Source organism: Vibrio sp. KUL70, from assembly GCF_059725515.1.
Genome location: NZ_AP045834.1, coordinates 287,745 through 304,062 on the forward strand (window position 1 = coordinate 287,745; position 16,318 = coordinate 304,062).

Genomic DNA, 16,318 nt, shown 5'->3' on the forward strand with positions numbered 1-16,318 from the left:
ATTCACGATAAGTGTCCACACAGATTGATACGGTTTAGAAAGTTAAGAGACGATATTGGGTCTGTAGCTCAGCTGGTTAGAGCGCTCGCCTGATAAGCGGGAGGTCGGTGGTTCAAGTCCACTCAGACCCACCACTATCTTTTCCCAGAGATAGCGGTCAATATCGATTTCGTTGGGGCTATAGCTCAGCTGGGAGAGCGCCTGCCTTGCACGCAGGAGGTCAGCAGTTCGATCCTGCTTAGCTCCACCATCTTTAAGCGCATTAGCGATAGTGCTTTTAAAAATGGTTCAGAAATGAATCTGCTCTTTAACAATTTGGAAAGCTGACTGATTACTTAATTGGTTTTCACTTTAAAAAGTGAAATCAAACAGCTCAAGGCTGTGATTAAGTTAATCAAATTAAAAGTTCTCAATGTTTATCCTTTTGGATGAAACACAACACAAACACATTCAAGTGTCTTGTATTCGAATCAATGTTTACATTGATTCACCATTGAGTCCGGCAAACACGTAATAAGAACTAACCCTTCTTATTACAACCAAAACCTTGGTTGCTAGTTTGTCTTCACTTTTGAAAAGTGAAAGCAAATAAGTCATCAACTCGAAACTTCTTCGGGTTGTATGGTTAAGTGACTAAGCGTACACGGTGGATGCCTTGGCAGTCAGAGGCGATGAAGGACGTATTAACTTGCGATAAGCCCAGATTAGGTAGTAAAAACCTTTTGAGTCTGGGATTTCCGAATGGGGAAACCCACTTACACAAGTAAGTATCTTGTTGTGAATACATAGCAACAAGAGGCAAACCGGGGGGAACTGAAACATCTAAGTACCCCGAGGAAGAGAAATCAACCGAGATTCCGAAAGTAGCGGCGAGCGAAATTGGATTAGTCCTTAAGCTTTTAATGATGCAGGTGAAGGCTCTGGAAAGTGCCGCAATAAAGGGTGATAGCCCCGTAACCGACACATCATAATCAGTGAAATCGAGTAGGGCGGGACACGTGATATCCTGTCTGAATATGGGGGGACCATCCTCCAAGGCTAAATACTACTGACTGACCGATAGTGAACCAGTACCGTGAGGGAAAGGCGAAAAGAACCCCTGTGAGGGGAGTGAAATAGAACCTGAAACCGTGTACGTACAAGCAGTAGGAGCACCTTCGTGGTGTGACTGCGTACCTTTTGTATAATGGGTCAGCGACTTATATTCAGTGGCAAGGTTAACCGTTTAGGGGAGCCGTAGGGAAACCGAGTCTTAACTGGGCGTTCAGTCTCTGGATATAGACCCGAAACCAGGTGATCTAGCCATGGGCAGGTTGAAGGTTGAGTAACATCAACTGGAGGACCGAACCGACTAATGTTGAAAAATTAGCGGATGACTTGTGGCTAGGGGTGAAAGGCCAATCAAACCTGGAGATAGCTGGTTCTCCCCGAAAGCTATTTAGGTAGCGCCTCGGACGAATACTACTGGGGGGTAGAGCACTGTTAAGGCTAGGGGGTCATCCCGACTTACCAACCCTTTGCAAACTCCGAATACCAGTAAGTACTATCCGGGAGACACACGGCGGGTGCTAACGTCCGTCGTGGAGAGGGAAACAACCCAGACCGCCAGCTAAGGTCCCAAAGTATAGCTAAGTGGGAAACGATGTGGGAAGGCTCAGACAGCCAGGATGTTGGCTTAGAAGCAGCCATCATTTAAAGAAAGCGTAATAGCTCACTGGTCGAGTCGGCCTGCGCGGAAGATGTAACGGGGCTAAGCTATACACCGAAGCTGCGGCCGCATACTTTAGTATGCGGGGTAGGGGAGCGTTCTGTAAGCCGTTGAAGGTGGTCTGTAAGGGCTGCTGGAGGTATCAGAAGTGCGAATGCTGACATGAGTAACGATAAAGGGAGTGAAAAACTCCCTCGCCGGAAGACCAAGGGTTCCTGTCCAACGTTAATCGGGGCAGGGTAAGTCGACCCCTAAGGCGAGGCCGAAAGGCGTAGTCGATGGGAAACGGGTTAATATTCCCGTACTTCTTACAATTGCGATGGGGGGACGGAGAAGGCTAGGTGGGCCTGGCGACGGTTGTCCAGGTTCAAGTACGTAGGCGGAAAGTTTAGGTAAATCCGGACTTTCTTAACGCTGAGATACGATGTCGAGCCACTACGGTGGTGAAGTCATTGATGCCATGCTTCCAGGAAAAGCCTCTAAGCTTCAGATTGTAAGGAATCGTACCCCAAACCGACACAGGTGGTCGGGTAGAGAATACCAAGGCGCTTGAGAGAACTCGGGTGAAGGAACTAGGCAAAATGGTACCGTAACTTCGGGAGAAGGTACGCTCTTATCGGTGAAGTCCCTTGCGGATGGAGCTGACGAGAGTCGCAGATACCAGGTGGCTGCAACTGTTTATTAAAAACACAGCACTGTGCAAAATCGTAAGATGACGTATACGGTGTGACGCCTGCCCGGTGCCGGAAGGTTAATTGATGGGGTTAGACTTCGGTCGAAGCTCTTGATCGAAGCCCCGGTAAACGGCGGCCGTAACTATAACGGTCCTAAGGTAGCGAAATTCCTTGTCGGGTAAGTTCCGACCTGCACGAATGGCGTAATGATGGCCACGCTGTCTCCACCCGAGACTCAGTGAAATTGAAATCGCTGTGAAGATGCAGTGTACCCGCGGCTAGACGGAAAGACCCCGTGAACCTTTACTACAGCTTGGCACTGAACATTGACCCTACATGTGTAGGATAGGTGGGAGACTTTGAAACCGCGTCGCTAGATGTGGTGGAGTCGTCCTTGAAATACCACCCTTGTAGTGTTGATGTTCTAACGTTGGTCCCTGAATCGGGATTACGGACAGTGCCTGGTGGGTAGTTTGACTGGGGCGGTCTCCTCCCAAAGAGTAACGGAGGAGCACGAAGGTGGGCTAATCACGGTTGGACATCGTGAGGTTAGTGCAATGGCATAAGCCCGCTTGACTGCGAGAATGACAATTCGAGCAGGTGCGAAAGCAGGTCATAGTGATCCGGTGGTTCTGAATGGAAGGGCCATCGCTCAACGGATAAAAGGTACTCCGGGGATAACAGGCTGATACCGCCCAAGAGTTCATATCGACGGCGGTGTTTGGCACCTCGATGTCGGCTCATCACATCCTGGGGCTGAAGTCGGTCCCAAGGGTATGGCTGTTCGCCATTTAAAGTGGTACGCGAGCTGGGTTTAGAACGTCGTGAGACAGTTCGGTCCCTATCTGCCGTGGGCGTTGGAAGATTGAAGGGGGCTGCTCCTAGTACGAGAGGACCGGAGTGGACGAACCTCTGGTGTTCGGGTTGTCATGCCAATGGCATTGCCCGGTAGCTAAGTTCGGAATCGATAACCGCTGAAAGCATCTAAGCGGGAAGCGAGCCCTGAGATGAGTCTTCCCTGGCGCTTTAAGCGTCCTAAAGGGTTGTTCAAGACTAGAACGTTGATAGGCAGGGTGTGTAAGCGCTGTGAGGCGTTGAGCTAACCTGTACTAATTGCCCGTGAGGCTTAACCATACAACACCCAAGGGGTTTTGATGGACTCAAAGATACAAACGCTTGAATGAGTTTGAGAGAACAGAAACAGCTTTCCAGATTACTTTTCTGAAAGAAAATCAGAGAAGAAAGAATTTGCTTGGCGACCATAGCGTTGTGGACCCACCTGATTCCATGCCGAACTCAGAAGTGAAACGCAATAGCGCCGATGGTAGTGTGGGGCTTCCCCATGTGAGAGTAGGACATCGCCAGGCTTTGATTTCGACTTGTCTCGATGAGACGAGTCAACATAGGATTTTAAGTAAAAAACTTAGAGTTTTATGTTGACTTACAGAGTCAATCGCGTATTATACGCATCCGCTTCGACGCTAAAGCGTTGATAGCACTCTCTTTTTAGAGAAGCTCTTTAACAATTTAAACCTATCAATCTGTGTGGGCACTCGTTGATGAATATCAAAAATGAAACTTCGGTTTCAACTTGATTTCAATGAACTGAGTGACCAATCGATAATTTATTATCGGCACAGTCAATTCACAGTCACTATTCGTAAGAATAGGGAATGTAATCAGTATTCATTGAGTCACAAAATCTTAAATTGAAGAGTTTGATCATGGCTCAGATTGAACGCTGGCGGCAGGCCTAACACATGCAAGTCGAGCGGAAACGAGTTGTCTGAACCTTCGGGGAACGATAACGGCGTCGAGCGGCGGACGGGTGAGTAATGCCTAGGAAATTGCCTTGATGTGGGGGATAACCATTGGAAACGATGGCTAATACCGCATAATGCCTACGGGCCAAAGAGGGGGACCTTCGGGCCTCTCGCGTCAAGATATGCCTAGGTGGGATTAGCTAGTTGGTGAGGTAATGGCTCACCAAGGCGACGATCCCTAGCTGGTCTGAGAGGATGATCAGCCACACTGGAACTGAGACACGGTCCAGACTCCTACGGGAGGCAGCAGTGGGGGAATATTGCACAATGGGCGCAAGCCTGATGCAGCCATGCCGCGTGTATGAAGAAGGCCTTCGGGTTGTAAAGTACTTTCAGCAGTGAGGAAGGGGGTGTCGTTAATAGCGGCATTTCTTGACGTTAGCTGCAGAAGAAGCACCGGCTAACTCCGTGCCAGCAGCCGCGGTAATACGGAGGGTGCGAGCGTTAATCGGAATTACTGGGCGTAAAGCGCATGCAGGTGGTTTGTTAAGTCAGATGTGAAAGCCCGGGGCTCAACCTCGGAACTGCATTTGAAACTGGCAAACTAGAGTACTGTAGAGGGGGGGTAGAATTTCAGGTGTAGCGGTGAAATGCGTAGAGATCTGAAGGAATACCAGTGGCGAAGGCGGCCCCCTGGACAGATACTGACACTCAGATGCGAAAGCGTGGGGAGCAAACAGGATTAGATACCCTGGTAGTCCACGCCGTAAACGATGTCTACTTGGAGGTTGTGGCCTTGAGCCGTGGCTTTCGGAGCTAACGCGTTAAGTAGACCGCCTGGGGAGTACGGTCGCAAGATTAAAACTCAAATGAATTGACGGGGGCCCGCACAAGCGGTGGAGCATGTGGTTTAATTCGATGCAACGCGAAGAACCTTACCTACTCTTGACATCCAGAGAAGCCAGCGGAGACGCAGGTGTGCCTTCGGGAACTCTGAGACAGGTGCTGCATGGCTGTCGTCAGCTCGTGTTGTGAAATGTTGGGTTAAGTCCCGCAACGAGCGCAACCCTTATCCTTGTTTGCCAGCGAGTAATGTCGGGAACTCCAGGGAGACTGCCGGTGATAAACCGGAGGAAGGTGGGGACGACGTCAAGTCATCATGGCCCTTACGAGTAGGGCTACACACGTGCTACAATGGCGCATACAGAGGGCGGCCAACTCGCGAGAGTGAGCGAATCCCAAAAAGTGCGTCGTAGTCCGGATTGGAGTCTGCAACTCGACTCCATGAAGTCGGAATCGCTAGTAATCGTAGATCAGAATGCTACGGTGAATACGTTCCCGGGCCTTGTACACACCGCCCGTCACACCATGGGAGTGGGCTGCAAAAGAAGTGGGTAGTTTAACCTTCGGGAGGACGCTCACCACTTTGTGGTTCATGACTGGGGTGAAGTCGTAACAAGGTAGCCCTAGGGGAACCTGGGGCTGGATCACCTCCTTATACGAAGATGTTCACGATAAGTGTCCACACAGATTGATATGGTTTAGAAAGTTAAGAGACGATATTGGGTCTGTAGCTCAGCTGGTTAGAGCGCTCGCCTGATAAGCGGGAGGTCGGTGGTTCAAGTCCACTCAGACCCACCACTATCTTTTCCCAGAGATAGCGGTCAATATCGATTTCGTTGGGGCTATAGCTCAGCTGGGAGAGCGCCTGCCTTGCACGCAGGAGGTCAGCAGTTCGATCCTGCTTAGCTCCACCATCTTTAAGCGCATTAGCGATAGTGCTTTTAAAAATGGTTCATTTCTTTAAATAGAAAGCGAATCTGCTCTTTAACAATTTGGAAAGCTGACTGATTTAAATAACGTAGTTATTTAAATCAAATTAAAAGTTCTCAATGTTTACTTTTCGAAGTAAACACAACACAAACACATTCAAGTGTCTTGTATTCGAATCAATGTTTATATTGATTCACCATTGAGTCCGGCAAACACGTAATAAGAACTAACCCTTCTTATTACAACCAAAAACCTTGGTTGCTCGTTTGTCTTCACTGCCATTTGTCTTTACTTTTTAAAGTGAAATCAAATAAGCAAGTGAAAGCAAACAGTCATACATTAAGACCCTTTCGGGTTGTATGGTTAAGTGACTAAGCGTACACGGTGGATGCCTTGGCAGTCAGAGGCGATGAAGGACGTATTAACTTGCGATAAGCCCAGATTAGGTAGTAAAAACCTTTTGAGTCTGGGATTTCCGAATGGGGAAACCCACTTACATAAGTAAGTATCTTGTTGTGAATACATAGCAACAAGAGGCAAACCGGGGGAACTGAAACATCTAAGTACCCCGAGGAAGAGAAATCAACCGAGATTCCGAAAGTAGCGGCGAGCGAAATTGGATTAGCCCTTAAGCTTTTAATGATGCAGGTGAAGGCTCTGGAAAGTGCCGCAATAAAGGGTGATAGCCCCGTAACCGACACATCATAATCAGTGAAATCGAGTAGGGCGGGACACGTGATATCCTGTCTGAATATGGGGGGACCATCCTCCAAGGCTAAATACTACTGACTGACCGATAGTGAACCAGTACCGTGAGGGAAAGGCGAAAAGAACCCCTGTGAGGGGAGTGAAATAGAACCTGAAACCGTGTACGTACAAGCAGTAGGAGCACCTTCGTGGTGTGACTGCGTACCTTTTGTATAATGGGTCAGCGACTTATATTCAGTGGCAAGGTTAACCGTTTAGGGGAGCCGTAGGGAAACCGAGTCTTAACTGGGCGTTCAGTCTCTGGATATAGACCCGAAACCAGGTGATCTAGCCATGGGCAGGTTGAAGGTTGAGTAACATCAACTGGAGGACCGAACCGACTAATGTTGAAAAATTAGCGGATGACTTGTGGCTAGGGGTGAAAGGCCAATCAAACCTGGAGATAGCTGGTTCTCCCCGAAAGCTATTTAGGTAGCGCCTCGGACGAATACTACTGGGGGTAGAGCACTGTTAAGGCTAGGGGGGTCATCCCGACTTACCAACCCTTTGCAAACTCCGAATACCAGTAAGTACTATCCGGGAGACACACGGCGGGTGCTAACGTCCGTCGTGGAGAGGGAAACAACCCAGACCGCCAGCTAAGGTCCCAAAGTATAGCTAAGTGGGAAACGATGTGGGAAGGCTCAGACAGCCAGGATGTTGGCTTAGAAGCAGCCATCATTTAAAGAAAGCGTAATAGCTCACTGGTCGAGTCGGCCTGCGCGGAAGATGTAACGGGGCTAAGCTATACACCGAAGCTGCGGCCGCATACTTTAGTATGCGGGGTAGGGGAGCGTTCTGTAAGCCGTTGAAGGTGGTCTGTAAGGGCTGCTGGAGGTATCAGAAGTGCGAATGCTGACATGAGTAACGATAAAGGGAGTGAAAAACTCCCTCGCCGGAAGACCAAGGGTTCCTGTCCAACGTTAATCGGGGCAGGGTAAGTCGACCCCTAAGGCGAGGCCGAAAGGCGTAGTCGATGGGAAACGGGTTAATATTCCCGTACTTCTTACAATTGCGATGGGGGGACGGAGAAGGCTAGGTGGGCCTGGCGACGGTTGTCCAGGTTCAAGTACGTAGGCGGAAAGTTTAGGTAAATCCGGACTTTCTTAACGCTGAGATACGATGTCGAGCCACTACGGTGGTGAAGTCATTGATGCCATGCTTCCAGGAAAAGCCTCTAAGCTTCAGATTGTAAGGAATCGTACCCCAAACCGACACAGGTGGTCGGGTAGAGAATACCAAGGCGCTTGAGAGAACTCGGGTGAAGGAACTAGGCAAAATGGTACCGTAACTTCGGGAGAAGGTACGCTCTTATCGGTGAAGTCCCTTGCGGATGGAGCTGACGAGAGTCGCAGATACCAGGTGGCTGCAACTGTTTATTAAAAACACAGCACTGTGCAAAATCGTAAGATGACGTATACGGTGTGACGCCTGCCCGGTGCCGGAAGGTTAATTGATGGGGTTAGACTTCGGTCGAAGCTCTTGATCGAAGCCCCGGTAAACGGCGGCCGTAACTATAACGGTCCTAAGGTAGCGAAATTCCTTGTCGGGTAAGTTCCGACCTGCACGAATGGCGTAATGATGGCCACGCTGTCTCCACCCGAGACTCAGTGAAATTGAAATCGCTGTGAAGATGCAGTGTACCCGCGGCTAGACGGAAAGACCCCGTGAACCTTTACTACAGCTTGGCACTGAACATTGACCCTACATGTGTAGGATAGGTGGGAGACTTTGAAACCGCGTCGCTAGATGTGGTGGAGTCGTCCTTGAAATACCACCCTTGTAGTGTTGATGTTCTAACGTTGGTCCCTGAATCGGGATTACGGACAGTGCCTGGTGGGTAGTTTGACTGGGGCGGTCTCCTCCCAAAGAGTAACGGAGGAGCACGAAGGTGGGCTAATCACGGTTGGACATCGTGAGGTTAGTGCAATGGCATAAGCCCGCTTGACTGCGAGAATGACAATTCGAGCAGGTGCGAAAGCAGGTCATAGTGATCCGGTGGTTCTGAATGGAAGGGCCATCGCTCAACGGATAAAAGGTACTCCGGGGATAACAGGCTGATACCGCCCAAGAGTTCATATCGACGGCGGTGTTTGGCACCTCGATGTCGGCTCATCACATCCTGGGGCTGAAGTCGGTCCCAAGGGTATGGCTGTTCGCCATTTAAAGTGGTACGCGAGCTGGGTTTAGAACGTCGTGAGACAGTTCGGTCCCTATCTGCCGTGGGCGTTGGAAGATTGAAGGGGGCTGCTCCTAGTACGAGAGGACCGGAGTGGACGAACCTCTGGTGTTCGGGTTGTCATGCCAATGGCATTGCCCGGTAGCTAAGTTCGGAATCGATAACCGCTGAAAGCATCTAAGCGGGAAGCGAGCCCTGAGATGAGTCTTCCCTGGCACTTTAAGTGTCCTAAAGGGTTGTTCAAGACTAGAACGTTGATAGGCAGGGTGTGTAAGCGCTGTGAGGCGTTGAGCTAACCTGTACTAATTGCCCGTGAGGCTTAACCATACAACACCCAAGGGGTTTTGATGGACTCAAAGATACAAACGCTTGAATGAGTTTGAGAGAACAGAAACAGCTTTCCAGATTACTTTTCTGAAAGAAAATCAGAGAAGAAAGAATTTGCTTGGCGACCATAGCGTTGTGGACCCACCTGATTCCATGCCGAACTCAGAAGTGAAACGCAATAGCGCCGATGGTAGTGTGGGGCTTCCCCATGTGAGAGTAGGACATCGCCAGGCTTTAAATTATGGACACTTGCTTAAAGCAAGTAAGCCACTGCGGAGTGGTAGTTCAGTTGGTTAGAATACCGGCCTGTCACGCCGGGGGTCGCGGGTTCGAGTCCCGTCCACTCCGCCACTTATTCGAGAGCCTCGCCTAGTGTGAGGTTTTTTCGAATCTATAATATTGAAACTTTAAGGGTATAAGCTCCAACTGGTAAAACAGTTGATTCCTCAAAGTTTGCAAGATGGCGCGTGTTGGGAGTTTAAATCTCCTAATCCATCGAAAATTTGATTACCAATTTTAGGGGTGTAGCTCCAATTGGCAGAGCAGCGGATTCCAAATCCGCGTGTTGGGAGTTCGAATCTCTCCACCCCTGCCATATCCAAGGCTCTAGTCGAAAGACTAGAGCCTTTTTATTTGGCGGAAGAAAAGAGCAGCGGATTCTGCCACTACCAAAAGCGCACGTGTTGGGAGTTGGAGTGCCAGCCCAGTCGACTCTCTCCACCCCTGCCATCTTTAAGGCCTCAGTTGAAAGACTGAGGCTTTTTCATAGCTATCGTTCAATAAATTCAAACTACCCATACTGCTCTTCCCCATTTCCCTATTCAACGATTCCTCTATACTTTCCTAACCTGTTTTTCGGTTCATATCAGGTCGGATGGGGGAAGGGAGAAATCGACTGGGGATACTACCTATCGCTTGGTAGGGAACACGATCACGTTATCTTGTATAGATTCTGGTTGTTTCTGTAGATCCCACTCTTCGTGATCTGTACTCATCTCTATGGACATAGGCGAGCCGGACATAGCCCGCTTAAGTTCACGTATACGCTCAGAGACATCCTTAATCTGTTTCTCATCGTAATCACAGTAGTTTCTTAACCAATGGAACAGCATCTGATTCGCAGGATAGATCATGTCCTTAAGCCCTTTATACTGTCTCAGCATACTGTTCATGTCAGCATCAAAGCACATCACTTGCTCGGTATCAGGTAAGCAACCAGAATTATCAGCGGTATCCTTAAAGAACCAGGCTATTTCGTTGATATGTGATTGCATGCTTCTATCTGAGCGACTAAAGAAACGGTATTCGCTGTTTGCTGCCAAGAAGTTATTCAGCATAGGCTCAAAGGTATCGTCATTCATGATCATCAGATCTTCACCGAAGTACTGAACCAAGTTAGCTATGCGCTCAATGAAGTCGGTTAGAAACCGTTGGTACTCACCCTTCTTAAGATCAACGAAGGTCATCACATACCGCGTATCTTTCTCAATAGCGAAGATGATGGGTTTACGTTGAACTCGGACTACATGCACCAACCACTCACAGAGCTCTTTTGGAGTACTGCCATCATTTTCTTTCAAGTAATCAGTATCATCAGCTATTAACTTGCATGGAGCAGAGGCTATTGGTGAGAACTCTCTTCCTTTTCGAGTCACGGTGAAGAAATCACTAGCTGCTTTAGTACAGTTGAAAATTAACATGATTCTCTATTTTAGTTGCTTAATTTGTACCAGATTAAAGATCATTTGAATAAATGCCAACTACAGACAATGTGTAAACGACTATGGAGCATGAATTCTGTTAGTAGTATTTGGTATCATGCTTGTCGCTGACATCGTTAATTACATCCAACGATAAACGACCTCGCAATCTACAAAGGCTTAGTTTGGACTGGAGGGGAAGATTTTGATAGGAACGGTATAGAGGCTACTTAGGAGGCAGCCTCTATGTAGGGTAGGAGTGTTATTTGTTTAACTCTTTTTCTGCTAGCTTAGCTTTCTCAATCATTGGTGTAATCGTTGAGCCTTGAATTAAGATTGAGAACACCACAACTGAGTATGTCATGACTAGAATGATCTCTTTTACATCAATCAGTTTGTCTTCGATGACCCAGATACCTGATGGGATAGATAGAGCCATTGCAAGTGCTAAGCCACCACGTAATCCACCCCACGTGAGGATGTTAACTGAGCACGGGTTATAGCTTCTAAAGCGCTTAAAGCCAATGTATGACAAAAATACACTGAGGTAACGCGCTCCTAGTACTAACGGTACAGAGAAAGCCATTAAGATCCAGTCTTCTTTATGGAATTCAAAAAGCAGCATCGACATACCGATCAGTAGGAATAGCACGCCATTTAGAAACTCATCGATGAGCTCCCAGAAGTGGTCTAAGTGATCTTCACTCTCTTTTGAGAAACCGATAAAGCGTGTCCAGTTGCCAATCATAATACCTGATACGACCATAGCTAATGGGCCCGATACATGAAGCACTTCTGCAAACGCGTATCCGGCGGTTGGGATACCAATCGTTAGTAACAACTCCATAGAGTGATCGTCAGTATTGCTGATTAAGTAGTGGAATATAAGCCCCAATACGAAACCATAAACAATCCCACCAATCGCTTCTTGAATAAATAGCATCGTTACGCTGCCCACTGTTGGAGCTTCGCTACCAAATGCGATAGTAAACAGAGTGACAAAGATAACCAGACCGAAACCATCATTGAACAGTGACTCACCTTCAATTTGGGTTGAAATACGTTTTGGGGCATTGAGTTTCTTAACAATCGCTAAGACTGCAATCGGGTCAGTCGGAGAGATAAGAGATCCAAACAGTAAGCAGTAGATAAGATCAAACTGAATGCCGATAACTTGGCAAAATCCGTAAAGCGCAAACCCAATGAAAAAAGTCGAAAATAGAGTTGCCCCTAACGCGAGCACAGTAATTTCCCATTTCTGATCTTTGAGGTTAGGGAGTTTAATCCCTAGCCCACCTGCAAATAGTAGGAAACCTAAAATCCCTTTGAGTAGAAAATCTTCGAAGTTGATACTCGCCACTGTCTCTGAAGCGATCTCAGACAGCTGAAACCAATCGTTTTGACCAGCAATCAGGATAATTAGTGAAAGCATCATCGAACCAGCAGTAATAGCGATTGTGGTTTGCATCTTTCCTATCTTGCTGTTTACAAACGCTATCAACATAGCGGCTGCAGATAAAAAGCAAAGTGTGTAGTAGACCGACATTGGATTTCCGATATGTAACAAAATATGAAAATGAATTTTCGTCCTCTATCGCTCAAATAGCAAACGGTTTTTTGTCATAGATTAGTTATCAATTTCTCCGTTTAGACGTCTAGACTCCTTTTTAATGTGTGATAGGATGGAGTGATAATTAAAGGAATGAGGCTGTACTGTGGGAAGTAATGTAAAGCAACAGATCGAAGCTCAGTTAGAGCAACGAATTCTATTGATCGATGGTGGTATGGGCACCATGATCCAGAATTATAAACTGGAAGAGCAGGACTATCGAGGTGAGCGCTTTGCCAATTGGCATAGTGATCTTAAAGGCAATAACGACCTTTTGGTGCTTACTCAACCTCAGCTTATTAAGGACATACATTCGGCTTACTTAGAAGCTGGCGCAGACATCCTTGAAACCAATACCTTTAACGCAACTACCATTGCGATGGCTGACTATGATATGGAAAGCCTCAGTGAAGAGATTAACTTTGCTGCTGCTAAGTTGGCGCGTGAAGCTGCCGATGAGTGGACTGCAAAAACACCTGACAAGCCTCGTTACGTAGCTGGCGTGCTTGGCCCAACGAACCGTACTTGTTCGATTTCCCCTGATGTAAATGACCCTGGCTATCGAAATGTTAGCTTTGATGAGTTAGTGGAGGCTTACTCCGAATCAACTCGAGCGCTGATTAAAGGTGGTTCTGATCTGATCCTGATTGAGACCATTTTCGATACTCTAAATGCTAAGGCTTGTGCATTTGCCGTTGATACTGTGTTCGAGGAGTTAGGGATTACTCTTCCAGTCATGATCTCAGGTACTATCACAGACGCATCAGGTCGAACGCTTTCCGGTCAAACAACAGAAGCTTTCTACAATTCATTGCGTCACGTTCGCCCACTGTCCTTTGGCTTGAACTGTGCCCTTGGGCCTGATGAACTACGTCCTTATGTCGATGAGCTTTCTCGCATTTCAGAAACCTTTGTTTCAGTTCACCCTAATGCTGGTCTTCCTAACGCATTTGGTGAATACGATCTCTCTCCTGAAGATATGGCCTCTCATGTAAAAGAGTGGGCGGAGAGCGGCTTCCTAAATCTAATCGGTGGTTGTTGTGGTACCACTCCAGAACATATTCGCCATATGGCTAATGTGGTCGACAACGTTAAGCCGCGTGCTTTACCTGAGTTAGCTGTTTCATGCCGCCTATCAGGGTTAGAGCCCCTCACTATCGAAAAAGATACCTTGTTCGTCAATGTTGGTGAGCGTACCAACGTGACTGGCTCTGCTCGATTTAAGCGTCTAATTAAAGAAGAGCTTTATGACGAGGCTCTGGAAGTTGCTCGTCAACAAGTTGAGAATGGCGCACAAATCATCGATATCAACATGGACGAAGGCATGCTAGACGCTGAGGCGTGCATGGTGCGTTTCTTAAATCTATGTGCGTCTGAACCTGAAATCTCTAAAGTGCCTATTATGGTCGACTCCTCGAAATGGGAAGTCATCGAAGCCGGCCTGAAATGTATTCAAGGTAAGGGCATCGTTAACTCGATCTCCTTGAAAGAAGGTAAAGAGAAATTTGTTGAGCAAGCTAAGCTGATTCGCCGTTATGGTGCTGCGGTTATCGTGATGGCTTTTGACGAAGTCGGTCAAGCAGAAACCCGTCAGCGTAAGCTAGAGATTTGTACTAACGCATACAATATCTTGGTGGATGAAGTTGGTTTCCCGCCGGAAGATATTATCTTCGACCCGAACATCTTTGCTGTTGCGACCGGTATTGAAGAGCACAACAACTACGCGGTTGATTTCATTGACGCGGTAGCAGACATCAAACGCGACCTTCCATATGCGATGATTTCGGGTGGTGTATCTAACGTATCGTTCTCTTTCCGTGGTAACAACTACGTACGAGAAGCGATTCACGCGGTATTCCTATATCACTGTTTCAAAAACGGTATGGACATGGGGATCGTTAATGCAGGTCAGCTTGAAATTTACGATAACGTCCCGGATAAACTGCGTGAAGCGGTAGAAGATGTAGTACTTAACCGTCGTGATGACTCGACTGAAAGATTACTGGATATCGCTGCGGAATACGCTAATAAAGGTGTCGGTAAAGAGGAAGATGCTTCTGCACTCGAGTGGCGTACTTGGTCGGTTGAGAAGCGTTTAGAGCATGCACTGGTTAAAGGTATCACTGAGTTTATCGTCGAAGATACTGAAGAAGCTCGTTTGAATGCCAGTAAACCACTAGAGGTCATTGAAGGCCCTCTAATGGATGGTATGAACGTGGTGGGTGATCTGTTTGGTGAAGGTAAGATGTTCCTTCCTCAAGTAGTAAAGTCTGCACGTGTAATGAAACAAGCGGTTGCGCATTTAGAGCCTTACATCAACGCATCTAAACAAGCAGGTTCTTCAAACGGTAAGATCTTGCTCGCTACCGTAAAAGGCGATGTTCACGATATCGGTAAGAACATTGTGGGCGTGGTACTGCAGTGTAATAACTACGAGATTATTGACCTTGGGGTGATGGTTCCTTGTGAACAGATTCTAAAAGTCGCTAAAGAAGAGAATGTCGACATTATCGGTTTATCTGGCCTAATTACTCCATCACTGGATGAGATGGTACATGTCGCTAAAGAGATGGAGCGTTTGGATTTCGACTTGCCACTTTTGATTGGTGGTGCGACAACTTCTAAAGCACATACTGCCGTTAAGATCGAACAGAACTACAAGAACCCAGTGGTGTATGTAAACAACGCATCACGAGCGGTTGGGGTATGTACTTCTCTATTATCTGATGAGCTTCGCCCGGCGTTTGTTGAGAAGCTAGATTTGGACTACGAGCGTGTCCGCGATCAGCACAATCGCAAGAAGCCTCGCACTAAGCCGGTAACGTTAGAGCAAGCTCGAGCGAATAAAGTGGCTATTGATTGGGAAAGCTATACGCCGCCAGCTCCAGCTAAGCCGGGTGTGCATGTTTATGATGACTTTGATGTAGCAACCTTGCGTCGTTACATTGATTGGACTCCGTTCTTCATGACTTGGTCACTAGTGGGCAAATACCCTGCCATTCTTGAACATGAGGAAGTGGGCGAAGAGGCAAAGCGTCTATTTAAAGACGCCAATGACCTGCTTGATCGAGTTGAACGTGAGGGCTTACTTAAAGCTCGTGGTATGTGTGCGCTGTTCCCTGCGGCAAGCGTTGGTGATGATATTGAAGTTTATACTGATGAATCACGCACTGAGGTGGCTAAGGTTCTTCATAACCTACGTCAGCAAACAGAAAAGCCAAGAGGTTTTAACTACTGTCTGTCTGATTACATTGCACCAAAAGAGTCAGGTAAGAAAGATTGGATCGGTGCCTTTGCCGTAACAGGTGGCATTGGAGAGCGTGAGCTTGCTGATGAATACAAAGCGGCGGGCGATGACTACAATGCCATCATGATTCAAGCGGTCGCTGACCGACTTGCTGAAGCATTTGCCGAGTACTTACATGAGCAAGTACGTAAAGATATCTGGGGCTACTCCGCCGATGAAAACCTATCGAATGATGAGTTGATTCGTGAGAAGTACCAAGGTATTCGTCCAGCACCGGGTTATCCTGCATGTCCTGAGCATACAGAAAAAGGCTCATTGTGGGAGCTACTGAAAGTGGAAGAGACGATCGATATGTCTTTGACGAGCAGTTACGCGATGTGGCCAGGTGCATCAGTATCGGGTTGGTATTTCTCTCACCCTGATTCACGTTACTTTGCCATTGCTCAGATTCAGCAAGATCAAGTAGATAGCTACGCTGATCGCAAGGGCTGGGATGCGCTGGAAGCTGAGAAGTGGTTAGGTCCAAACATTAACTAAGATCGACTAGAAAGTGAAAGGGTTGCCATTGCGCAACCCTTTTTTGTATCTGTT

3 protein-coding genes, 6 tRNA genes and 5 rRNA genes are annotated in these 16,318 nt (G+C 47.5%); 12 read left to right on the plus strand and 2 right to left on the minus strand.

Annotated features, from left to right (window positions below; all coding sequences use genetic code 11):
- Nucleotides 1–57 precede the first annotated feature (57 nt).
- From AC6I7V_RS01370 to AC6I7V_RS01420, 11 genes are all read left to right on the plus strand, one after another.
- A tRNA-Ile gene (locus tag AC6I7V_RS01370) sits at nt 58–134 on the plus strand.
- Between the two features lie 40 nt (nt 135–174).
- A tRNA-Ala gene (locus tag AC6I7V_RS01375) sits at nt 175–250 on the plus strand.
- Between the two features lie 373 nt (nt 251–623).
- A 23S ribosomal RNA gene (locus AC6I7V_RS01380) occupies nt 624–3,516 on the plus strand.
- Nucleotides 3,517–3,633: 117 nt separating this feature from the next.
- A 5S ribosomal RNA gene (gene rrf, locus AC6I7V_RS01385) occupies nt 3,634–3,749 on the plus strand.
- A gap of 339 nt (nt 3,750–4,088) precedes the next feature.
- Nucleotides 4,089–5,643: ribosomal RNA gene (locus AC6I7V_RS01390) — 16S ribosomal RNA — on the plus strand.
- A 66-nt stretch (nt 5,644–5,709) separates the two neighbouring features.
- A tRNA-Ile gene (locus tag AC6I7V_RS01395) sits at nt 5,710–5,786 on the plus strand.
- Between the two features lie 40 nt (nt 5,787–5,826).
- Nucleotides 5,827–5,902: transfer RNA gene (locus AC6I7V_RS01400), tRNA-Ala, on the plus strand.
- 377 nt (nt 5,903–6,279) lie between these two features.
- Nucleotides 6,280–9,171, plus strand: a 23S ribosomal RNA gene (locus AC6I7V_RS01405).
- A 117-nt stretch (nt 9,172–9,288) separates the two neighbouring features.
- Nucleotides 9,289–9,404 (plus strand): 5S ribosomal RNA (rrf, locus tag AC6I7V_RS01410).
- Together the 16S, 23S and 5S rRNA genes with 6 tRNA genes alongside form the textbook arrangement of a ribosomal RNA operon.
- Nucleotides 9,405–9,445: 41 nt before the next feature.
- A tRNA-Asp gene (locus AC6I7V_RS01415) sits at nt 9,446–9,522 on the plus strand.
- A gap of 167 nt (nt 9,523–9,689) precedes the next feature.
- A tRNA-Trp gene (locus AC6I7V_RS01420) sits at nt 9,690–9,766 on the plus strand.
- 313 nt (nt 9,767–10,079) lie between these two features.
- Here AC6I7V_RS01420 and AC6I7V_RS01425 read toward each other — a convergent pair.
- On the minus strand, nt 10,080–10,871 hold the full coding sequence (locus tag AC6I7V_RS01425) for a DUF6933 domain-containing protein (RefSeq protein ID WP_498011185.1): 792 nt from the start codon (nt 10,869–10,871) through the stop codon (nt 10,080–10,082).
- A 262-nt stretch (nt 10,872–11,133) separates the two neighbouring features.
- Nucleotides 11,134–12,417 (minus strand): cation:proton antiporter, encoded by a 1,284-nt coding sequence (locus AC6I7V_RS01430; RefSeq protein WP_255231575.1) that lies wholly within the window; start codon nt 12,415–12,417, stop codon nt 11,134–11,136.
- A gap of 169 nt (nt 12,418–12,586) precedes the next feature.
- On the opposite strand from AC6I7V_RS01430, the gene metH reads away from it, so the two are divergent.
- Nucleotides 12,587–16,264, plus strand: coding sequence for a methionine synthase (metH, locus tag AC6I7V_RS01435; RefSeq protein ID WP_498011186.1), 3,678 nt, complete (start codon nt 12,587–12,589; stop codon nt 16,262–16,264).
- The last annotated feature ends 54 nt before the right edge of the window (nt 16,265–16,318 follow it).